Raw genomic sequence first — 22905 nt, forward strand, 5'->3', positions numbered from 1 at the left:
GAGCGCAAATGAGTTTTGATTCCATCTTACTAACGATCTTTCAACGCCTTCATGGTGAGCGTTCGGCGCAAGGTGTTTACCACATACTTCGTGGGAAACGATCGGGACAGACATTGCAAGACGTCGAATATTATCAAGTCAAATCATACTACGCACTGTTGCCACAGTTGTCCTCAAGCGAATTCCAGCAGGCGCTCGAGCGGATGGTGGCGGACGGTCTTATCTATATAGATAAACTTGTTTATGTCACAGCAAAAGGTCAAATGGCGACAGGGAGTGAAATGTGGCGATTTAATGGCTGGGACTATCGTGGACGTGAAAGAGAATTCGGTAGGCGATTGGCATTGATAGTTCAAACCTTGTCTAATTTACGAAGAGGTGAAACTATGTTCATGCCGATTCAGAAAGAATTGCCTACTCAGCAATTTGTAAAAGGATTTCTGCGTAATCAATCAAAACCGATGAATACACTATCTATATCGCTGCAGAAAGAATTGGAACACGCACTAACAGACGCTCAAGTACCCGAGTTGCAATGTACAATTGTGATTGGTCGATTATCAGGAAACCGGCTTACCGCCTTTACTTGGGAGCAGATGGCAGAAAGTCTCAACATGCCGATCCGTTCGATCCAACTTTATTATCTAGAAGCATTGCATATGTTGCTCGATTTTATTCACCAACAACGAAATACTCCATTGCTAAAAGAATTAGCTGCAGGTTGTAGAGTGGACACGTATTTGACACAATCCGCTGAGAGAACGAGGAAGCTATTCGAGCGTGGTTATACCGTTGAACAAATTTCTTCTTTGCGGAATTTGAAATTAAGTACAATAGAAGATCATTTTATTGAAATGGCTGCGAATGTAGAAAGTTTTCCATATGAAGAGTTTGTGACAAACGAACAAATTGATCAAGTTTGGCGTCATGTAGAACAGATCCAAACAAAGCGATTACGTGTATTAAAAGAACAGTGTCCAGAATTGACGTATTTTCAACTACGATTAATAATCATTATTGGAAGGAGGGAGAGCTAATGGAGCTACAGGAAGTTTTGCATCAAAAATTTGGGTATGAATCATTTCGTCCAGGACAACAAGAAGTCATTACAGAAATTCTCGCAGGAAGAGATGCGGTAGCGATTTTTCCTACAGGCATGGGAAAATCCCTTTGCTATCAGTTACCTGCGTATATGCTCAATGGTGCAGTCGTCATTATCTCTCCGCTCGTTGCGTTAATGGAAGATCAAGTTGCTAATTTACGTAAACATAAAGAGAAACGTGTTGTGGCCATTAATTCATTCTTGTCCAGACAAGAGAAAGAATTAGCGCTGTCTACTTTATCTCAATATAAATTTATTTTTTTATCTCCTGAAATGATGATGCAAAAACCTGTTCAACAACTCGTCAACCAATTACATATTGCTTTTTTCGTAGTAGATGAAGCGCATTGTATTTCAGAGTGGGGATTTGACTTTCGTCCAGACTATTTGCGCTTAAAGGAACTATTTGCAGTTTCAAGAAGAGCACCGGTTTTGGCATTAACGGCTACTGCGAATAAAAAAGTAGTGGGGGATATCACTACGTATTTGCAAATGAATAACCCGTATATTGAACGTCAGCCAATGGATCGAACGGCTATTTCGTATCGTGTATTGAAGATGGACAATGAATTAGCAAAGACAGAATGGATTATCGACAGGCTTTCTACGACAATCGGTCCTGGTATAATTTATGTAGCTTCACGAAAGCGAGCCGATGAACTTTCTGCAATCATCAGAGAAAGAGGCATCGCGACTGCTAGTTACCACGGGGGCAAAGAACAGGACGAACGGTCAATCATTCAAGAACAATTTGTCCAAGGAGAACTTGAGTGGATCTGCGCGACTAATGCATTCGGTATGGGAATTCATAAAGATGATATTCGACAAATTATTCATGAACATATCCCTGCCACTCCCAGTGCGTATATACAAGAAGTCGGGCGTGCAGGGCGTGACGGAGGAAAAGCAGCCGCCACTCTTTTGTATAATGATCGAGATATTCAGAAAGTAAAATTCATTGTCTATGAAGATTTGCCCGATGAACAGCAAACACTTTATTATTCTTCTTTATTGCAAGCGGGAACTGGAGAGCAATTGGCTGCAGAACAAGCAGGATTGTCTGAAGTCTCATCCCGTCTACTTGATTATTATTTGGAACAATTTGATGTGGAAAATGTCGTTCGACAAATCCAGCAGATTTATCATGTAAAAGAGAAACAAATTGAGGAAATGGAAAGTTATATAAAATGTGATAGTTGCTTACGGAGAAAATTAGTGCAGTTTTTTGACGAAAACACCTCACCAGCAGAAATGGATTGCTGTTCAAACTGCCAGAATCTTGACGATAGCTGGCTAATGAAATCAGAATCTTTACCTGAAAGGGTCGCTAAGCCGTTACAATGGCGTGAACGACTGCATCAATTATTAGGTTGATCCTAACTGTCTGTATTTACTTTTAAGACAAAATTCGGCATAATAGAAACAGATGAGTTTATGAGCGGACGTACTTTTCACGGATGAATAAACGAATTGCATCATATAATAGCAACAGACATTATGCGGTGTGAAGGAGAAATTAGACATGTTAAACGATCAATATAAGATGGATTTTGAACGGCAGCGAAAAGAGATTAAAGATAAAGTGCCTTCCGATAAACTTCCTTCCCGTGCAGAAGTACATGGAAAGAAGAAAGAGGAAAAATACGGTCGCGTGAAGATCATTAATATTTTTCTAGCAATCTTTACGCTAATTCCTATTATTATTTTACTCTACGTATTATCCGATCTCTATTCCCCTGACGTTCCCGATCAAGTGCCAGTGGAAAAAGTGGAGTTATCGGTTGGGTTTCATCCAACCATGACAGAATACTTGGGTGCAGTTTCATAAGGAAAGTAAAATGGTTGAGGGTATTATCGGAATCTTGCTATACTACTAATGAAATTTATTACTACAAAAGCAAAGTGGATACTTTGCTTTTTTCTATGGGAGCTGACAAATGAAAAAGGCAGAAACAGCAGGAATATCAGTTCTTTTATCAGCAATAACTACGTTGACGTATATGTATACGTTGGCCAATCGAAATCGTTTGCTAACGCATACTTTGTCGATTGATCCAAATCCTACTAAACAGCTGAATATATTCTTTATTTCGGATATACACAGACGTACTATCTCGCCTCGATTAATCGATGAATTACGTACGCGTGCAATTGATGCGGTCATAGTAGGCGGAGATGTAGCAGAAAAAGGTGTACCTATGGAGCGGATTTTGCATAACATGCGATTGCTGTCTTCAGTCGGACCGCTATTTTATATTTTCGGTAATAATGATAAAGAAGTTGGTAGAAAAAACATTTTACAAGTGATGGATGAAGTAGGCGCAACGGTACTCGTAGATAGTACAGCAACCGTACCAAATCATCCGCGCTTCGGATTGTGTGGACTGCAGGATCGGAATAATGGTACCGTCGATATCAATAAAGCAATCGACTCAGCAAGTGGATATGAGTATTTAATTCTCGCTGTGCACAACCCTTCTTTGTTTAAAAAGGTAGAGAAACAACTGCAACCTAAATTGTCGCTTGCTGGGCATACGCATGGTGGGCAAATTAGATTTGGGCCATGGGGATTGCAGGATCTAGGGTGTTTCCAGATAACGAAATACGGTGCGAAATTAATCAGTAACGGTTATGGAACGACCAAATTACCGTTACGACTCGGTGCAAAACCCGAATGTCATGTAGTGGAAGTTCGCTATTAGGCAGTAAGAAGTCAGGAGAGTAGATGTCATGAATTCTGTAGATGCAGTAATTGTCGGTGGCGGTCCATGTGGCTTGTCAGCGGCAATTGAACTACAAAATATCGGTTTGTCGGTAGTAGTAATTGAAAAAGGAAATATCGTGCATTCCATTTATAATTATCCGACTCACCAAACCTTTTTTAGTTCAAGCTTGAAGTTATCAATTGGCAAGACGCCATTTATTACGGCGATGGATAAGCCGAAACGTAATGATGCATTGGTCTATTATAGAACCGTTGCACAAATTGAAGAGCTGCAAATTAATAGCCATGAGCGAGTGGAAGATGTAGTTAAAAACGGTGATCAATTCACCGTAAAAACGGATAAAGCGGTCTATAGTGCAAAGTATGTTGTAGTGGCAACAGGTTATTATGATCAGCCTAATCGTTTACATGTAGAAGGAGAAGATTTGCCAACTGTTTTCCATTACTTTAAAGAAGCACATCCGTATTTCAATAAAAAAGTAACAGTCATTGGTGGCAAAAATTCTGCAGTCGATGCGGCATTGGAATTACAGCGTGCTGGAGCGCATGTTACGGTCGTTTACCGTAATGATACGTATTCAAAAAGTGTCAAACCTTGGATTTTGCCTGGCTTTGATAGTTTAGTGCGGAATGGTCAAATCGATATGTACTTCAATGCGGACGTTACCAAAATTAATGAAAAAGCTGTCACTGTTAATCAGCAAGGTGAATCGTTTGATCTCGAAAGTGATTATGTCTTTGCGATGATTGGCTATCATCCGGACCATGCATTTTTACGTAAAATAGGTATCGAGGTGGATGAGACGTCGGGCCGTCCTATTTTCAATGAAGAGTCAATGGAAACAAACGTGGAGAATTTATTTATAGCAGGTGTCATTGCAGCAGGCAATAATGCCAATGAGATTTTCATCGAAAATGGTCGTTTCCATGGTGGAATGATTGCGCAATCTATCCAACAACGGAAGTGAATCGAAAAGTCGCTTGCCTTATAGGTCAGGCGACTTTTGTCGTTTAGTGTGTGGTATACTATCGACATGAGGAGGCGCTTATGTTTATCTTACTGACAGTCGCAATAGCGCCGGCGCTGGCACTTTTCAGTTATTTGTATTTACGTAAACAAATTGCCAAGGAGCCATCCAAGTCGCTATTCCATGCATTCATTTACGGTGCGATCATGACATTCCCAATTTTGTTTATTCAACATGTTTTTGAGGAAGAGCGTGTATTTGATAGTGAATTTTTCCGCAATGTTTTATTTACAAGCAGTTTAGAAGAATTTTTTAAATGGATTATTATTTTTATTCTCGTATATAAAACAATTGAATTTGAAGATGCCTATGATGGAATATTGTATGGAGCAAGTGTATCACTTGGATTCGCTACAGTAGAAAATATTTTATATTTACTGTCCTTCGGTTTGGACACAGCTTTTATTCGAGCATTGCTACCCGTCTCAAGTCACGCGTTATTTGGTGTGGTCATGGGCTATTATTTTGGTAAAGCTAAGTTTTCTATAGTGTCAGAAAAAGCGAAGTGGATAGCCGTTGCATTTTTGGCGCCATTTTTGCTTCATGTACTTTATAATTCGATTTTATTTACCTATGATTATTGGTTATATTTAATGATCCCTTTCATGCTGTTCCTTTGGTGGTTTGGCCTGACACGAGTAAAGTACGCACACACTTTTGCGATGCAGCAATTCAGAAAAAAAAATCAATCAAACTTTTAGAAATCCGTCTGAATTAATCAGACGGATTTTTTGCCTTATAAAATACTGCATATTGGACAAACTACAAGGAAGCACAATTTTTTGGAGGTGGATGTCTATGAAGCGAATTACAAAACGCTTCCTATTTTTATTACTGGCAGGCATCATGATGTTTTCTTTCTTTGCGAGTCATAGTGAAGCATTCAGTGGACGTGACTTGGCAAAAGGTGCAAAAGGAGATGATGTCATTGAGTTACAAGCGAGACTTCAATATATCGGTTTCTATCACGGAGAGATTGATGGCAATTTTGGATTTGGGACTTACTGGGCATTGCGCAATTTCCAAGAGCAATACGGTTTGCCGCTTGACGGGATTGCTGGGAAAGGAACCCAGAAGAAGTTGCAAGGAATTACGGATTACGATGAAAAGTATGTAAAGGGACAGATTGCTAAGGGCAACCAATTTACCTATTATGGTGGTCAGTCGCTGGAATCGCAGGTGAAAAAGGGCGGCGCGCCACATAAACAGTCGCAAACTCAAATGCAAGCACCGCCTAAATACACTGACCAAGATATTAATTTATTAGCGAATGCGGTTTATGGTGAATCGCGTGGAGAGCCATACGAGGGGCAAGTGGCCGTGGCAGCAGTTATTTTAAATCGTGTTGAACATGCAGACTTTCCTGATTCAATTGGTGGGGTCATATTTCAACCAGGCGCGTTTACTGCGGTTGCGGATGGACAGATTTGGCTGACACCGAACGAGCGCGCGAAAGAAGCGGTCATCGATGCAATCAACGGCTGGGATCCTTCAGAGAACGCTATTTACTATTTCAATCCAATTACCGCAACTAGCAAATGGATTTGGTCGAGACCACAAATTAAGAAAATCGGTTTACACATATTTTGTGACTAATAGAAAGGAGGACCTAGCTTATTATGAGAAGCATGATTTTCATTTTGACCTATTCATTTATTGTGTTAGGAATCTATACGTTTGGGACAGTGCGTGAAAATGAAGAGTTATCGATTGCACTAAATGGCCAGTATTCGAAAAGTATGACAGATGCCTCGCAAAAACTTGGGGAGTTGGAAGAGGCCGTAAACAAGTCGTTGCTCTTTGAAGATCAAAAAAGTTCCGCAAAAGAGAGAGAAGATATTTGGCGTTTGTCTTCGGACATCAAATCGTCCATTTCCTCTCTACCTGTCGATGAAAGTTTCTCTACTTCCTGGATGAATTACTTAGGACGGTTAGGGAATTTTGCAAAGGAATCTACGGAAAATGGTGAACCTGACGAATATTATGGTGTCATGCAACGCGCTTCAGAAAATCTTAATGAATTAACGAGTGAATGGCAATTGGCAACAAAAGACATGTTTTCAAGAAGAATGTCGATGAGTAACTGGGAAAAGAAGTTGCGCGACTCACCAGATGGTAAAGCGAATTGGTCGAAAATGGGAGAGTCTGTCATGCAATATACAGAATCGGTATTCCCTTTAACGGCAAGTGAGTCTGATGCTCAGAAGAAAAAAGAGTTGCGCGATATAAAAGAAAAGAAAATAAGCGAGGACGAGGCGATTCAGAAATTCAAAAAGCTTTTGCCCGCCGTGTCAAATGATATCATTGCAGCGGAAAGAAGTAGGAAAGGTGCTCCCTATCCGTTTTATCATATCCGTTTTGCGGAAAACTCTTCAATCGGCTATATTGATCTAACTGAAAAAGGCGGTCATGTATTGTCCTATCTTGTGGAGCGTCGTATGGGTAAACCTGCAGTATCGTATGAAGAATTGGAGAAGTTAGCTGACGAGTTTTTAAAGAAGGCTGATTATAAAGATTTGGTTCTCGAAGAAGCGAGAGAGAACGATACGGCTTGGCACTTTGTTTATGTCCGCGTGTATCCTGAAAATGGGGCTAAAGTATTCTCGGACCCGATTCATATCAAATTAGCAAAAGATAACGGAGAAGTGATCGGTCTCAATGCGTCCGAATATATTCGTAAAGAGCAACCAAAACCGCAACCTATTCGTACAGCCGAGTGGCACACATTCTTCAGACCTGAAGTTACGGTCATGAAGCAAGAGCTCGCATATGTAGAAAATAGTCAAATGCAACAGCGTCTTGCGCACTATCTCACGGTTGTTTCAGGCGAAGAGAACGTAGAGACATACAAAATTCTTGTCGACACTGATACATTAGAAGTCATTACGACAGAAAAACAATAAGAAAAGGATTGGAAAAATGTACTCCACATGACATAATGAATGTATAGGACGAATGGCAGGTGGAGAAATGAAATTAACTATCGGAACGGTATTAACAATAGAAAAGGATTACACGGAAGAATCGGAGAAATTCAAGTGTCGTGTAGTTGATATTGAAGGTGATGATCACTTTATGATGGATTATCCTATCAATATGGCAACAGGAAAAACGGCGTTCTTCATAGATGGCACACAATTATTAGTAACGTTCGTGGATGACTATAAGATGTCTTACGCATTTCGTACCGAAGTGCATAGCCGTATCAATCGAACAATTCCTATGCTTAAACTGGAGTATCCTGGAGATAAGCAACTGATTAAAATCCAGAGAAGAGAATTCGTTCGCGTAGATACTTCGCTCGACGTAGCATTGCAGGCTGATGCCACCTCACTACAGTTAGTTTCAATGGATCTGAGTGCTGGCGGCTTAGCGGTCAATATGAAAGATCATGATTATTTTGCACAAAATGAAGAAGTAAAGTTGATCATTGTGTTATATTTCTCAAAAACAGAAATCAAATATGTTTCATGTAAAGCAAGAGTAGTAAGGAATTGGGAAAGCGAGAAACGCAGACTGACTTCTTTCAAATTTGATGAAGTAGATGAGAAAGACCGACAACATATTATTCGCTATTGTTTTGAACGACAGCTTGAATTACGAAATAACTAACAGGAAAGTCTGTCTACAGCAGACTTTTCTTTTTTTCATATGGTACAATAAAGGCGTAAATGGAGGGGTTTTCAGCATGAATAGTGGAATGAGAATCGCAATTGACGGCCCTGCAGCAGCAGGTAAAAGTACAATTGCTAAATTAGTAGCTAAGAAATTAGGATACACGTATATCGATACAGGAGCTATGTATCGTGCTATTACTTACAAAGTACTACAAAGTGCCATTGATCCGCGTGATGAAGAAGAAATTACTAAATTAATTGCACAAACTGAAATTGAATTGCAACCAGACGAAGGGATGCAAAAAGTTTTGCTAGACGGTATTGAAGTGACGGATGCGATACGTTCTCATGAAGTGACCACAAACGTTTCAGCGATCGCAGCATTGACATCTGTTCGTGAATTATTGGTTGCTAAACAACAAGATCTTGCTGCGCAATCATCCGTTGTAATGGATGGTAGAGATATCGGGACTGCTGTTTTACCTGAAGCGGAGTTGAAAATCTTCATGACAGCCTCTGTAGAAGAACGTGCAGAGCGTCGTTTGCTAGAGGAACAACAGCGTGGCATGACGTCAGATTATGAAACATTGAAAAGAGAAATTAGCGAAAGAGACCAAGCAGATAGCGAACGTAAGATTTCGCCATTAAAAAAAGCGGAAGATGCGATTACAATTGACACAACAGGGAAGACAATAGAAGAAGTGACGAATAGTATTATCAAATATGCCGAAAAGAGGTTAGCATGATGAATTTATATCCACTCGGCAAATTTTTGATTAGTACTGTTTGTTATCCACTGTATCGAATTAAAGTAATCGGCAAAGAAAATTTCCCTAAAGAGGGCGGCGTACTTTTATGTACCAATCATATAGACAATTTGGATCCGCCTGTAGTTGGAATCACATGTCCTAGAACCGTTCATTTTATGGCCAAAGAGGAGCTTTTTGATAAGCCTATTCTTAAAACGTTATTGCCGCAAGTACAAGCATATCCCGTAAAACGTGGTATGAGTGACCGTGAGGCGTTCCGGAAAACGATAAAACTATTACGAGACAATAAAGTAGTCGGCCTTTTTCCTGAAGGAACAAGAAGTAAAACCGGGGAAATCGGAAAGGGGTTAGCAGGTGCAGGTTTCTTCGCGCTAAAAGGAGGAGATGCGAAAGTGGTCCCTTGTGCGATCATTGGACCGTACAAAGCCTTCTCGCAACTGAAAGTCGTGTATGGCGAAGCGATGGACATGACGCCTTATCGTGAAAGAAAAGCATCTGCCGAAGAGGTAACAGATGCAATTATGGCAGAGATTGCTAAGTTGATTGAACAGTACAAATAAAAGAATAAGTGCAATTTTTTGTTTTTAAGTCTCGATTCGCATAATATAGATGTAAGATTCATTATGGAGGAGGACTACATATGACTGAAGAGATGAATATGGATGAAGTTAAAGAATACGGTGAAGGTGCACACGTAACGGGTGTAGTGACGAAGGTTGAAGAGAAATCGGTGACTGTTGAAATTGCAGGCGCTCCTTTTGACGGCGTGATTCCGATCAGTGAACTTTCCAGCTTGCATATTGAAAAAGCAGCAGATGCAGTCTCAGTCGGTGACGAATTAGAATTGGCGATTACCAAAGTGGAAGATGAGACATACGTCTTGTCCAAACGCCAAGTGGATGCAGAGAATGCATGGGGTTCATTGGAAGAGAAATTTGAAAATGGTGAAATCATCGAAACGGAAGTAAAGGACGTAGTAAAGGGTGGACTTGTTGTTGACCTTGGCGTTCGTGGATTTATCCCAGCTTCTTTAGTAGAAGATCACTTTGTAGAATCATTTGATGATTATCAAGGTCGTACGATGACTTTCAAAATCGTTGAAATGGATAAAGAGAAGAATCGTTTGATCTTGTCTCACCGTGCGGTTGTTCAAGCAGAAAATGACAAGAAAAAAGAGGCTGCACTTTCTGAAATTCAAGATGGTGACGTTTTAAACGGTACAGTACAACGCATCGCTTCTTTCGGGGCATTTGTTGATATTGGCGGCGTAGATGGTTTGGTTCATATTTCCCAAATTTCACACGGACATATCGAAAGTGTGTCAGACGTGTTGAAAGAAGGAGACGAAATCCAAGTCAAAGTATTGTCTGTTGACCGTGATGCGGAACGCGTATCTTTATCCATTAAAGATACATTGCCTGGTCCATGGGAAAACATCGAAGAAAAAGCGGAAGTCGGCTCTGTACTGGACGGCACAGTGAAACGACTTGTAGCATACGGCGCATTCGTTGAAATCTTGCCTGGTGTAGAAGGACTCGTACACATCTCACGTATTGCACATGAGCATATCGGTACACCACAAGAAGTGCTTGAGGAAGGGCAGTCTGTACAAGTCAAAGTATTGGACGTCAATCCACAGGAAAAGCGTATCTCATTGAGCATCAAAGATCTTACAGAAAAGCCAAAAGAAGCACGTGAAGAAAACTTCAGCTATGAAATGCCTGAAGAAACGACTGGCTTCTCACTTGCGGATGTAATTGGTGACCAACTAAAGAAATTCCAAGAATAATCTTGGGAATGTGATAAACTAGCCACAAATGATGAATAAGCGTAACTGGAATGATGATGCTTTCATATGCATCATCATTCTTTTTGTGTATAATATTCAAAGATAGGTCGGAAGGGTGTAATGAAAGAAAATGAAAAAACCAACAGTAGCAATCGTAGGAAGACCAAACGTCGGTAAGTCGACAATCTTTAACCGGATCGTAGGCGAACGTATTTCTATCGTAGAAGACGTTGCCGGTGTAACGCGAGATCGTATATACAGTGCAGCAGAGTGGTTGAATTATGAATTTAACTTAATCGACACGGGCGGTATTGAACTTCGTGATGAGCCGTTACTCGATCAAATTCGTTTACAGGCTGAAATTGCCATTGAAGAAGCTGATGTCATCATCTTCTTGACAAATGGTAGAGATGGCGTGACAGATTCGGATGAACATGTAGCACGGATGTTGTATAAAACGAATAAGCCAGTTGTATTGGCAGTGAATAAAGTTGATAATCCAGAGATGAGAGATATGGTTTATGACTTCTACTCACTAGGATTTGGAGAACCATATCCAATTTCAGGATCACACGGTCTAGGACTTGGTGATTTATTGGATGCGATGGCGGAGAGCTTTAAAGATATGGATTTAGAAGAAGAGGAAGACGATTCCATCAAATTCTGTTTGATTGGACGTCCGAATGTTGGAAAGTCGTCACTTGTGAACGCGTTACTCGGAGAAGATCGCGTCATCGTAAGTGATATAGCAGGTACAACAACAGACGCAATTGACTCCACGAAAGTAGTGGATGGACAAGAGTTTAGAATTATCGACACTGCGGGAATGCGTAAAAAAGGGAAAGTATACGAAAACACGGAGAAGTACAGTGTTCTACGTGCCTTAAAAGCCATTGACCGTTCAGATGTTGTCTTAATCGTTATGAACGCAGAAGAAGGTATTCGTGAGCAAGACAAACGTGTAGCCGGCTTTGCTGAAGAAGCAGGTAAAGGTGTCATGTTTGTTGTCAACAAATGGGATACACTTGAAAAAGATGACAAGACAATGAATAACTTTATCGATGATATTCGTGATCAGTTTAGATTCCTTGATTATGCACCTATATTCTTCGTTTCAGCTAAAACGAAGCAACGTGTGCATACATTGTTCTCTAATATTTTAATGATTAGTGAAAATCATGCGTTGCGTATTCAGTCAAGTGTTCTGAATGAGGTAGTGGAAGATGCGGTAGCTAGAAATCCTGCACCTTCAGATAAAGGACGTCGTTTACGGATTTACTATGCAACTCAAGTTGCTGTCAAGCCGCCAACGTTTGTCGTCTTTGTCAACGAACCGGAACTAATGCACTTTTCTTATCAACGCTTTTTACAGAACAGATTGCGTGAAGCCTTTGGATTTGAAGGAACACCAATCCGCTTAATTACAAGAGCAAGAAGCTAAATACACAAACAGAAAGGGCGGAGGTAATGGAAAAAGTCTCTATAATCGGTGCAGGCAGTTGGGGAACGGCACTTGCTTTTGTGCTGGCTGAAAATGGACATGACAGCTTAATTTGGACAAGACGTGCAGAGCAAGCGGATGAAATCAATAGTCAGCATACAAACAACCAATACTTACCTCAGGTGAATCTGCCCGAAAACCTTAACTCTACTAGTGACCTACAAACGGCGGTACAGCATGCGCAAACCATTGTGCTGGCTGTACCGACAGTTGCGATGCGTGAGACGTGCCGTCGTATACAAGAATCACTGACCGAACCGGCTGTGTTTGTTCATGTCTCCAAAGGAATCGATCCCAATACATTGGAACGGATTTCCGAAATCATTGCGGATGAAATAGACGAAGAGCTGCGTGAGGCCATTGTCGTGTTGTCTGGACCTAGCCACGCGGAAGAAGTAGTACTTCGACACCCTACAACCGTAGCAGCGGCTTCGAGCAACATGGAAGCAGCAGAGCGGGTGCAGGATTTATTCATGAGCAATTATTTCCGTGTCTATACGAATAAAGATGTCATCGGCGTGGAGCTTGGTGGTGCATTGAAAAATGTCATCGCTTTGGCTGCCGGTATTTCTGATGGTCTAGGTTACGGTGATAATGCAAAAGCGGCACTGATTACGAGAGGTCTAGCAGAAATTACACGGCTTGGCGTCAAAATGGGCGCAGATCAACAAACGTTTTCAGGTTTAACGGGACTTGGGGACTTGGTCGTTACATGTACAAGCGTACACTCAAGGAACTGGAGAGCCGGAAACTTACTTGGAAAAGGTCAAACTCTTGAAAGAGTGACTGAAGAAATGGGAATGGTCATAGAAGGCGTTCGTACTACGAAGGCTGCCTATCAGTTGGCTGAACAGTTTGGCGTCAATATGCCGCTAACTGAAGCACTGTATTCTATATTATTCGGCAACATCCCACCTAAACAAGCAGTAGATGAATTAATGAACCGTGGAAAGAAACAAGAAATCGATACATTTTTCGGTATCTAAACAGTAGGAGGGTGACAATTTTGTCCTCGTTAGATAAAATGTGGCTATCTTTTTACGCAATGGGATTCATGGTTGTTTCAATGGGCTTGATCTATTTAAGTCGTTATAAAATAAAAAACCGTGCACTACAAATCTTATTTGCGATTATTGCCTATACACTATTAATTACATCGTTCTTCGCAATGGTCTATTTGGTATTCAACGGACCGACTGGAGGGGCGTAACGTATGAATAAACGATTACTTATACTGTCAGTTATGATCTGTGGATTATTACTGTCGGCTTGTGGCGGTCGTCCACCAGAAGAGAAGCAAGCAAGCGAAACACCGTACCCTGATCAGCAAGAAACAATCCAGAAGGCTGTTGAGCGCTACCAAGAACAAACGGGTGGTCTATTACCCATCAAAACACGCGATCAAGAAACCGATCAATTTATCAAATATCCTATCGAGTTCTCGAAAATCGTTCCAGACTTCACTGAAAAGATTCCGTCCAACGCATTCGAAAACGGTGGCATTTTCCAATACGTTCTCATGGATGTAGAAGAAAATCCGACTGTTAAACTAGTCGACTTGCGGACTACTGAAAAACTGCGCGACATAAATTTGCGCAAATTTATCAGTGGAGAACTACCATTCTTGGATCCAGTCGGGGACAATGTCTATGCAGTAGACTTTAAGAAAATGGGCTTCAAAGAACCACTAACAGTCCAAAGTCCGTACTCCGATGCGCACCTACCCATCGTAGTAGGCGGTGACGGAAACTTCTACGTAGACTACTCCATCGACCTTAACAAGATCTTGATGGAGAAAAAGCCGAAAATAGAACCAGGCACAGACATCCGTTATCTACTATACGAAGACTCCCTAGTCCTCCCGGCATACTCCTTGCCCTACACAGTAGACGAAAACAACGAACCTGTGTTTATGAAGAAATAACCTACTCTAACTTGCAGGTGATCTCATGTATTCGCTTTTGAACTTTACATATTCAGGGAGTAATACAATCTGTCACCAAAATATAACTAGGATTGGTACGGAAGATGGGACGACTCCGGGAGGATCAGCGTGCGCCTTGAGACCCCGCAGGGAGCGAAGCGGACGAGGAGGCTCAAGCCACGCCCTCCGGAAAGCGTTCCCATCTGGAGTACCAATCCCGAACCGTTACAAAGTTTATTAACTAAATTAGCACCATTACCTAAAAACCGTTTCATGCAATCATGCATGAAACGGTTTTCTATTTCATAAGCTACAATGCGGAGAAAAAGGAGGGCTAATGATGAAAGAAGAACTATACGAAAACTTAGCTAGAAGAACAGACGGCGACATTTATATAGGTGTGGTAGGCCCTGTTCGAGTAGGGAAATCCACTTTTGTCAAACGAGTCATGGAGGAAGTCGTAATTCCTAACATGACGGATGCCAATGATCGAATACGAGCACAAGACGAACTTCCCCAAAGTTCACCAGGTCCCGTAATTATGACTGCAGAACCTAAATTCGTACCTGCCCAAGGAACAAGTGTTTCAATCGGGGATGGCGAACTAGAATTCCAAATTCGCCTAGCAGACTGTGTAGGTTACGTCATTGATGGCGTGAAAGGATATGAAGACGAGGACGGACCGAAATATGTCCATACACCTTGGCATAACGAACCCATCCCGTTCCAAGAAGCAGCACGGATCGGAACGGACAAGGTCATTCGTGATCATTCAACAATTGGTATCTTGCTGACAACAGACGGTACGGTGAATAATATTTCACGGGCTGCTGCTGAAGTGGCGGAGAAAGAAATTGTTGCAAAACTACAAGAGATCGGTAAACCATTTGTCATTGTGTTGAACTCTAAAATGCCTGCTCATGAAAAAGCATTGGAACTAAAACATCAATTGCATGAAAAGTATGGAGTTCCAGTCATTGCAATCAGTGCGGATCAGCTCAATGCAGCAGAGATCCAGTTAATTCTTAAAGAGGCGCTGTATGAATTCCCGATTACGGATATCGAACTACAACGCCCGGATTGGATGGAAGAGCTAGGAGATAGTCATAAACTGAATTCACGTATCGATCAGTTGATCACAGACGGGTTCCTCGGCGTCTCGAAGATTCGTAAAGTCCAGGAGATTGCAGAGTTATTGCAAGAAGAGGAGTTTATTAGGCAAGCAGAAGTAATAGAAGTGGATGCGGGTAAAGGCCGAGCGATCGTGAAAATTGATATGGATGAGCAAGCCTTCGTTAATGTCTGTGAAGAGTTTATGGGGACAGAAATGCGTTCTAAGAAAGATTGGCTCGTATTTATTCAAGAAGCCGTGAAAGCGAAAAAATCTTATGATATGTATGCTGAAGCGATCGATACAGCGAAAAAGTCGGGGTATGGTGTTGCGTTGCCATCGATCGAAGATTTCCAGCCGACTGCTCCTGAATTAATTAAACAAGATACGTTTTATGGTGTAAAGATGAAAGCAAAAGCACCGTCGCTTCATATTATTCGAATCGATATGGAAGCAGAATTTGCTCCATTGATCGGTTCTGAATTCCACAGTCATCACTTGTTAAAAGAATTAAAAAATGCCTTTTTACATGATCGAGAAGCGCTGTGGGAAACGCAGTTATTCGGTACACCACTTCATGAAGTTATGAAAGAAAGTATCCGATATAAGACTGCAGCGGTTCCAGATCGAGCGAGAAAAAGATTGCGTGAAACAATTGAACAAATGGTTAATGATGGAAATAAAGGTATGATTACTTTTATTGTTTAAGCTAAAATAGCTGAAAAAAAGCATAAATAGTATAGTGTGAAGTGAAGAAAGATCCGTCAAAAACGGGTCTTTTTTCTATGCTTTTCCATGAAAATCGCTTGAAATGCCGAGAATAAAGGAAAAGCGCGATAATATTGTTGCACCTCAGTTTTTCTTATGTTACTCTTTTTACAGTGTTAACAGCAATAGCATCCCCTTTGAGAGGAGGTGAACGGTGTGAATAAAACAGAATTAATTAACTCTGTAGCAGAAGCGGCAGGTCTAACAAAAAAAGACGCAACTAAAGCTGTTGAAGCTGTATTCGATACAATTCAATCAACTCTTGCTAACGGTGATAAAGTTCAATTGATTGGTTTCGGAAACTTTGAAGTGCGCGAACGTGCTGCACGTAAAGGACGTAACCCACAATCAGGTGAAGAAATCGAAATCGCTGCAAGTAAAGTTCCAGCTTTCAAAGCAGGTAAAGCACTAAAAGACGCAGTAAAATAATTCGAGATTTTACATAGGAGTCCGTCCAGCAAATCTGTCAATCAGATGGCTATGGATGGACTCCTTTCCATTTTTTTATGGAATACATAAGGAAGTACAAGTCACTATACGGAATGATTGGAATGTGCTAGTATTTTGGTGAAATAGGTTTTGTTCCTACAAGGAGGACATGCTGTTATGAAAGAGCAAGATGTAAATAAATTAGAGCAGGCAGTTACGATGATCTTGGAAGCGATCGGTGAAGATCCGGCTCGTGAAGGATTAGTTGAAACGCCGAAACGTGTAGCGAAAATGTACCAAGAAGTTTTTGAAGGTCTAAATAAAGATCCAAGAGATTATTTTGATACGGTATTTCATGAAAATCATGATGAAGTCGTATTAGTGAAAGATATACCATTTTATTCTATGTGCGAGCATCACTTAGTGCCATTTTTCGGTGTAGCCCATGTAGCATATATTCCACGTAATGGAGTGGTCGCTGGCTTAAGTAAATTAGCTAGAGCGGTTGAAACGGCAGCACGTCGTCCGCAATTGCAAGAACGCATTACATCGAGCGTGGCAGATGCTATGATGGAAAAACTGAATCCGCATGGTGTCTATATCATTATTGAAGCGGAACATATGTGCATGACAATGAGAGGAATCAAGAAGCCTGGAGCGAAAACTATCACGACAGTCGCTAGAGGAATCTATGAACACGATGACGTCAAACGGGCTGAAATTTTATCTCTTATTAGAACAAACTAAGGTCTTTGCCGAGCACTTGCTGTATATGCTATCATTAGAATTATATATAGACTGGAGATGCGAACATGACACAACCGGATTATCTAATTATTAAAGCTAAAAAAGATGGAGTGAATGTCATTGGACTCACTAGAGGCAATGACACAAAGTTTCACCATACCGAAAAATTAGATAGAGGAGAAGTCATGATCGCGCAGTTTACCGAGCATACATCCGCTATAAAGATTCGGGGAGAAGCTGAAATTCATACAGCTCATGGCGTAGTTTCAAGCGAAGAAAAAGAATGACCGTATAGTTTACGGGAATGGAGCTTACTGATGGAGACAAAAGGATTCACTGACCAAGTCGACAATTATATATATGATTTGCGACGCGCTATTTACCAGCCAGTGGTCGAACGAGATGCAGGGCGTGCATCGATTGACAGGCGAAAAGCAGCGTTGCTCCTATTGCCTTTGCTCAATGGAGAGCAGTGGACGGACGAGATGCAGACCGCAGCTTTGGCGATTGGTGCCATCCATACGGCATTTGACGTTCATGACCAAATTGATATCGCAGATGCATCATCCAAAGAACAGCAATTGATGGTTCTCGCCGGTGATCACTTCAGTGGTATCCATTACAAGCTATTGGCATCGATTCCGAATTTCCATCTCATTCGTTCCTTGTCTGCAGCAATCGGTAGAGTCAATGAATGCAAGACGACATTGTTACAAACTCCGCCAACAACACTCGAAGAGCGATTACAGTTAATTACTGAAGTGGAAAGCGCGTGTATTGTAGAATTCTTCGACACATTTGGCTTTACGCGGTACACACACATCATCGAGACGCTTGTTCCATTCCTATGGTTGCTTGACAGTAAACAGCATGATTTAAATCGGATGAAATTTCCGCATTTAGTGCCAAATACGAGTGACACGCAAGACTGGATCGATCAATTGCAGCAACAGCTGAAGGATAGATTAGAAAACAGTTTTTATTTACATACTGAATTAGTGGAAGAGTTGCAAAAAATGACGAACGAACAAGAAAGTAAACTGAAGTGAAGAAAGAAGGGACGAACTGTGGCGGTCTCAAAAGAAGAAAAAGTTCATAACGTCTTTGAAAAAATTTCGACAGACTATGATAAAATGAATTCCGTGATCAGTTTCAATCAACATATTAAGTGGCGAAATGATATCATGGTGCGCATGAATGTACAGCCTGGAGCGAAAGCACTTGACGTTTGTTGCGGTACAGCAGACTGGACCGTAGCATTAGCCGAGGCGGCTGGACCTACTGGCGAAATTGTTGGATTGGACTTCAGTGCGAACATGCTGGATTCCGGTAGAGATAAAGTAGCACCTTATCCGAATCTAACATTGATTCAAGGTAATGCCATGTCTCTTCCTTTCCCGGATCATTCATTCGATTATGTGACTATAGGTTTTGGTCTACGAAACGTTCCGGATTACTTAACTGTATTAAAAGAAATGCGACGTGTTTTAAAACCGGGTGGTATGGCAGTATGTTTGGAAACATCTCAACCCAAAATACCTGTCTATCGTCAAGGTTTCCGTTTCTATTTCAAATATATTATGCCGTTATTCGGTAAACTCTTCGCGAAGAGCTATAAAGAATATTCTTGGCTACAAGAATCTGCAAATGATTTCCCAGGCATGAAAGAGTTGGCGCAACTTTTTGTCGATGCAGGATATCAAGAGGTTTCTTATAAGTCTTACAGTGGCGGTGCGGCGGCGGGCCATATCGGTTACAAATAATGAGTACACGGGAGAAGGTAATGGGTTTGGAGAAAATTAAGTTGATGTCGCTTTATACGGATTTCCGCAAAGACATGTCCTATATTGAAAAAGAACTTGAGCGTTCCGTGCAATCTTCTTCTCCCATTGTTCGTCAAGCTTCTTTGCATTTATTGAAAGCGGGTGGAAAGAGGATTCGGCCGATTTTTGTGATTTTGGCTGCACAGTCTGGTAACTATTCGATGGAAAATGCTGCAAAGGTCGCTGTATCACTAGAATTAATTCACATGGCGTCTCTTGTCCATGATGACGTAATCGATGATTCTGATATGCGGCGCGGATTAGAAACTGTTAAAGCGAAGTGGAACAACAGGGTAGCGATGTATGCAGGCGATTTCATCTTTTCACGTGCGCTGACATCTATAGGCAATATCGAAAAAGCTTCTGTCCATCAAATTTTGGCAGAGACAATGCTTGAGATATGCAAAGGGGAAATCATTCAAATTGATTTCCAGCAACAAACCGATCAAGGATTACGTGATTATTTAAAGCGTATTAAGCGTAAGACGGCTTTATTGCTTTCTTCAAGCTGTGAACTTGGCGCATTAAGTTCGGATGCAGATGCAGAAACTGTTCGGAAATTGAAGCGTTATGGCTATTTCACAGGGATGGCATTTCAAATTATTGATGATATCCTGGACATTACTTCAACAGATGCGGAGCTTGGAAAACCAGCCGGAAGCGATTTATTGAATGGTCATATTACTTTGCCGGTTTTATACATAAAAGATGATGAACAATTCAAACCCTTTATGGAACGTGCGTTTACCGGTGAGATGGAAGAGTCAGATAGACAAGCGATGCTTCGTTATATTCGACAAAGTGGTGCGATCGACAAAGCACAGCATGTGAGTGATTTGTATTTGATCAAAGCGTTGAAGGAATTGGAAAGTCTACCGAATAGCAAATCGAAGAAAGCATTGATTCAAATCGCTGATTTCATCGGACAACGAAAATATTGACGATGTTTGTTAATAGTTGAAAGAAAAAGGCGTCAATGTTACGATTTAAAAGGGATATTCCCTATACATGATTGAAGGAGTGTTTTAGAGATGGAAAGAACATTTTTAATGGTAAAGCCTGACGGCGTACAACGTAACCTAATTGGTGAAATTGTTGGTCGTTTCGAAAGTAAAGGATTCCAATTAGTTGGCGGGAAATTAATGAACATTTCTCAAGAACTTGCTGAACAGCATTACGGAGAGCACAAAGAACGTCCATTCTTCGGAGAGCTTGTAGAATTCATCACTTCTGGACCAGTTTTCGCAATGGTATGGGAAGGCGAGAACGTAATCTCTACTTCACGCTTAATGACGGGTGCTACAAATCCGAAAGAATCAGCTCCAGGAACGATCCGCGGAGATTTCGCTGTAACAGTAGGCAAGAATATCATTCATGGTTCAGACTCAACTGAGTCAGCAAGCCGCGAGATCAACTTGTTCTTTAAAGAAGAAGAGCTTGTGACTTATGACAAAACAGTGAACAACTGGATTAATTAATTGCCAAAAACAGCCGAGCGAATTTCGCGTGGCTGTTTTTCTTATACATACGATATACTTTTTCCGCTATAATGAGAACGTACATAGAAAGAAAAGGCAACAGGGGGTCATGAGATGTCTGATTATTCGATATTAATTCAAGGCGTAAAGAAGAAGACCGGGATCGATTTATCTTTATATAAAGAAGCTCAAATGAAGAGAAGACTCACTTCTTTGTATGAAAAAAAAGGCTTCCGTAATTTTAAAGATTACTCTCAAGCTATTCAAACAGACAAAGACTTATTGGAAGAATTCCTTGACCGAATGACGATTAATGTGTCAGAATTTTACCGCAATGCCGTTCGTTGGAATGTCTTAGAGAAGAAGATTTTCCCGCAATTATTAGAGAAAAATAAGCGCTTGAAAATTTGGAGTGCCGCTTGTTCTACGGGAGAAGAGCCTTATTCACTTGCGATGGTTCTGTCCTCACATGTTCCATTGCGTGATATCTCCATCCACGCGACGGATCTTGATCTGGGCGTGTTGAATCGTGCGAAAGTTGGCCTATACAATGAACGTGCATTAAAAGAAGTCCCCAAGCCAATCATTGATAAATATTTCATAAAAGAAGGCGCATCTTATCAAGTTGTAGATGATATTAAGAAAACAGTTACGTTCAAACAACAAAACTTGCTTGAAGATCGCTATGATACAAACTATGACTTGATCGTATGCCGTAATGTGATGATCTATTTCACGGAAGAGGCGAAAGACCAAATCTATTCCAACTTCTCCAAAGCATTAAAGCCAGGGGGGATTCTGTTCGTCGGAAGTACAGAACAGATCTTCAATCCTGAAAAATACAATTTTGAATCAGTAGATACATTCTTTTATAGAAAAAAACAATAATCCACGTTACGGAGGAATCGAATATGCGCTTTATAACAGCTGGAGAATCACACGGCCCAAAACTTACAGCCATCATTGAAGGATTACCTGCACAGATGGAACTAACGGCTGAAATGATCAATAAAGAATTAAAGAGAAGACAAGGTGGACACGGTAGAGGTCGTAGAATGCAAATAGAGAAGGACCTTGTGGAAATCTCTTCTGGTGTACGCCATGGTAAAACAATAGGCTCACCGGTCACGCTGACGGTTGTTAACGATGATTGGAAGCATTGGACTGGTATTATGGGCGTAGAACCACTTCCCGAAGATATGAATCCTGAAGATGTGAAGCGTCAGATCACTCGTCCACGTCCTGGGCACGCAGATCTTGTAGGTGGCATGAAATATGGTCACCGTGATTTGCGAAATGTCCTTGAACGTTCGTCGGCACGTGAGACAACGATGCGTGTAGCAATCGGAGCAGTTGCGAAGCAATTCTTGCGTCAGCTCGGTATCGAAACTGTAGCGCATGTAACAGAAATTGGTGGCGTTCAAACAAATCCTGCTGCTTATGCAGATTTATCCATAGATGAACTTCGTGCCATCGTAGAAGAAGATGCAGTATACTGTGCGGATCAAGATGCGTCAGCCAAAATGACAGAAGCGATAGATGCGATTAAAAAACGCGGCGATACACTGGGCGGCGTAGTGGAAGTGATCATCGAAGGATGCCCTCCAGGAATCGGTAGTTATGTACAGTTTGATCGTAAAATGGACGGCAAACTTGCTGGAGCTATGATGAGCATCAACGCATTTAAAGGTGTGGAAGTAGGTCTTGGATTTGATATGGCGAAAATGCCAGGCAGTGAAGTGCATGATGAAATCGCATGGAATGCAGATCAAGGCTATTACCGTAAATCCAATCGTTTAGGTGGACTTGAAGGTGGAATGACGACAGGTATGCCAATCGTAGTTCGCGGTGTAATGAAACCAATTCCGACGCTTTATAAGCCACTCGAAAGCGTAGATATCGATACGAAAGAAGCCTTCGTTGCGACAATTGAGCGATCTGATCCTTGTGCGGTTCCTGCCGCATCCGTTGTAGCTGAGCATGTCATCGCAACTGAAATGGCAAAAGCTATCATGGAGGAATTCCGTTCGGATACAATGGACGGTCTACAGAAGGATATTGAACAATATAGACAATATGTAAAGGAGTTTTAA

At 41.2% G+C, this 22905-nt stretch carries 26 protein-coding genes; all 26 read left to right on the forward strand.

Features of this window, described 5'->3' with window-relative positions; translation table 11 throughout:
- Positions 1-8: 8 nt before the first annotated feature.
- The 26 genes from CSV76_RS01715 (at position 9) to aroC (ending at position 22905) form a co-directional block, all read left to right on the forward strand.
- On the forward strand, positions 9-1037 hold the full coding sequence (locus CSV76_RS01715; protein ID WP_099624570.1) for a YpbB family protein: 1029 nt from the start codon (positions 9-11) through the stop codon (positions 1035-1037).
- Positions 1037-2476 carry a RecQ family ATP-dependent DNA helicase gene (locus CSV76_RS01720; protein WP_099624571.1) on the forward strand — a complete coding sequence of 480 codons (1440 nt, stop codon included), beginning with the start codon at positions 1037-1039 and terminating at the stop codon, positions 2474-2476. Before CSV76_RS01715 ends, CSV76_RS01720 begins: the two co-directional genes overlap by 1 nt.
- Before the next feature lie 148 nt (positions 2477-2624).
- Positions 2625-2930 carry a hypothetical protein gene (locus CSV76_RS01725; RefSeq protein ID WP_085428786.1) on the forward strand — a complete coding sequence of 102 codons (306 nt, stop codon included), beginning with the start codon at positions 2625-2627 and terminating at the stop codon, positions 2928-2930.
- A gap of 109 nt (positions 2931-3039) precedes the next feature.
- Positions 3040-3804 carry a metallophosphoesterase gene (locus tag CSV76_RS01730; protein ID WP_099624572.1) on the forward strand — a complete coding sequence of 255 codons (765 nt, stop codon included), beginning with the start codon at positions 3040-3042 and terminating at the stop codon, positions 3802-3804.
- 28 nt (positions 3805-3832) lie between these two features.
- Positions 3833-4795: a YpdA family putative bacillithiol disulfide reductase gene (locus tag CSV76_RS01735; protein ID WP_099624573.1), complete on the forward strand. Its 963-nt coding sequence runs from the start codon at positions 3833-3835 to the stop codon at positions 4793-4795.
- A gap of 80 nt (positions 4796-4875) precedes the next feature.
- A complete protein-coding gene (gene prsW, locus CSV76_RS01740) occupies positions 4876-5556 on the forward strand; it encodes a glutamic-type intramembrane protease PrsW (RefSeq protein ID WP_085428789.1) in 681 nt (226 codons plus the stop codon).
- A gap of 97 nt (positions 5557-5653) precedes the next feature.
- Entirely contained in the window at positions 5654-6451 is a 798-nt protein-coding gene (sleB, locus tag CSV76_RS01745; protein WP_085428790.1) for a spore cortex-lytic enzyme, read from the forward strand.
- A gap of 23 nt (positions 6452-6474) precedes the next feature.
- Positions 6475-7758, forward strand: coding sequence for a PepSY1/2 domain-containing protein (locus CSV76_RS01750; RefSeq protein WP_085428791.1), 1284 nt, complete (start codon positions 6475-6477; stop codon positions 7756-7758).
- Between the two features lie 67 nt (positions 7759-7825).
- Positions 7826-8467: a flagellar brake protein gene (locus CSV76_RS01755; protein ID WP_158232600.1), complete on the forward strand. Its 642-nt coding sequence runs from the start codon at positions 7826-7828 to the stop codon at positions 8465-8467.
- Between the two features lie 76 nt (positions 8468-8543).
- Positions 8544-9218: a (d)CMP kinase gene (cmk, locus tag CSV76_RS01760; RefSeq protein WP_085428793.1), complete on the forward strand. Its 675-nt coding sequence runs from the start codon at positions 8544-8546 to the stop codon at positions 9216-9218.
- Positions 9218-9802, forward strand: coding sequence for a lysophospholipid acyltransferase family protein (locus CSV76_RS01765; protein WP_085428794.1), 585 nt, complete (start codon positions 9218-9220; stop codon positions 9800-9802). The genes cmk and CSV76_RS01765 overlap by 1 nt, the downstream gene beginning before the upstream one ends.
- 80 nt (positions 9803-9882) lie before the next feature.
- The gene (rpsA, locus tag CSV76_RS01770; RefSeq protein WP_085428795.1) at positions 9883-11031 is read left to right on the forward strand and encodes a 30S ribosomal protein S1; all 1149 of its coding nucleotides are present in this window, start codon (positions 9883-9885) and stop codon (positions 11029-11031) included.
- A 130-nt stretch (positions 11032-11161) separates the two neighbouring features.
- Entirely contained in the window at positions 11162-12472 is a 1311-nt protein-coding gene (gene der, locus CSV76_RS01775) for a ribosome biogenesis GTPase Der (RefSeq protein WP_085428796.1), read from the forward strand.
- A gap of 26 nt (positions 12473-12498) precedes the next feature.
- Positions 12499-13518: an NAD(P)H-dependent glycerol-3-phosphate dehydrogenase gene (locus tag CSV76_RS01780; protein WP_085428797.1), complete on the forward strand. Its 1020-nt coding sequence runs from the start codon at positions 12499-12501 to the stop codon at positions 13516-13518.
- A gap of 11 nt (positions 13519-13529) precedes the next feature.
- The gene (locus CSV76_RS01785; protein ID WP_369823268.1) at positions 13530-13742 is read left to right on the forward strand and encodes a DUF2768 domain-containing protein; all 213 of its coding nucleotides are present in this window, start codon (positions 13530-13532) and stop codon (positions 13740-13742) included.
- A 3-nt stretch (positions 13743-13745) separates the two neighbouring features.
- Positions 13746-14456, forward strand: coding sequence for a hypothetical protein (locus CSV76_RS01790; protein ID WP_099624574.1), 711 nt, complete (start codon positions 13746-13748; stop codon positions 14454-14456).
- Between the two features lie 340 nt (positions 14457-14796).
- On the forward strand, positions 14797-16275 hold the full coding sequence (gene spoIVA, locus CSV76_RS01795) for a stage IV sporulation protein A (protein WP_085428800.1): 1479 nt from the start codon (positions 14797-14799) through the stop codon (positions 16273-16275).
- Between the two features lie 216 nt (positions 16276-16491).
- On the forward strand, positions 16492-16764 hold the full coding sequence (locus tag CSV76_RS01800) for an HU family DNA-binding protein (protein WP_037561579.1): 273 nt from the start codon (positions 16492-16494) through the stop codon (positions 16762-16764).
- A 177-nt stretch (positions 16765-16941) separates the two neighbouring features.
- Entirely contained in the window at positions 16942-17511 is a 570-nt protein-coding gene (gene folE, locus CSV76_RS01805) for a GTP cyclohydrolase I FolE (RefSeq protein WP_085428801.1), read from the forward strand.
- Positions 17512-17576: 65 nt separating this feature from the next.
- Entirely contained in the window at positions 17577-17798 is a 222-nt protein-coding gene (gene mtrB, locus CSV76_RS01810; protein ID WP_085428802.1) for a trp RNA-binding attenuation protein MtrB, read from the forward strand.
- A gap of 30 nt (positions 17799-17828) precedes the next feature.
- Positions 17829-18560 (forward strand): heptaprenyl diphosphate synthase component 1, encoded by a 732-nt coding sequence (locus CSV76_RS01815; protein ID WP_085428803.1) that lies wholly within the window; start codon positions 17829-17831, stop codon positions 18558-18560.
- A gap of 18 nt (positions 18561-18578) precedes the next feature.
- Positions 18579-19274 carry a demethylmenaquinone methyltransferase gene (locus CSV76_RS01820; protein ID WP_085428804.1) on the forward strand — a complete coding sequence of 232 codons (696 nt, stop codon included), beginning with the start codon at positions 18579-18581 and terminating at the stop codon, positions 19272-19274.
- 26 nt (positions 19275-19300) lie between these two features.
- Positions 19301-20275, forward strand: a complete 975-nt coding sequence (locus CSV76_RS01825; RefSeq protein ID WP_085429114.1) for a polyprenyl synthetase family protein — start codon at positions 19301-19303, stop codon at positions 20273-20275.
- A gap of 90 nt (positions 20276-20365) precedes the next feature.
- Positions 20366-20812, forward strand: coding sequence for a nucleoside-diphosphate kinase (ndk, locus tag CSV76_RS01830; protein WP_085428805.1), 447 nt, complete (start codon positions 20366-20368; stop codon positions 20810-20812).
- Positions 20813-20926: 114 nt separating this feature from the next.
- Complete coding sequence (locus tag CSV76_RS01835; RefSeq protein WP_085428806.1) at positions 20927-21700, forward strand: CheR family methyltransferase; 774 nt, start codon at positions 20927-20929, stop codon at positions 21698-21700.
- Positions 21701-21723: 23 nt separating this feature from the next.
- Positions 21724-22905, forward strand: coding sequence for a chorismate synthase (gene aroC, locus CSV76_RS01840; protein ID WP_099624575.1), 1182 nt, complete (start codon positions 21724-21726; stop codon positions 22903-22905).

This window comes from Sporosarcina sp. P17b, assembly GCF_002743115.1.
GTDB lineage: Bacteria > Bacillota > Bacilli > Bacillales_A > Planococcaceae > Sporosarcina > Sporosarcina ureae_C.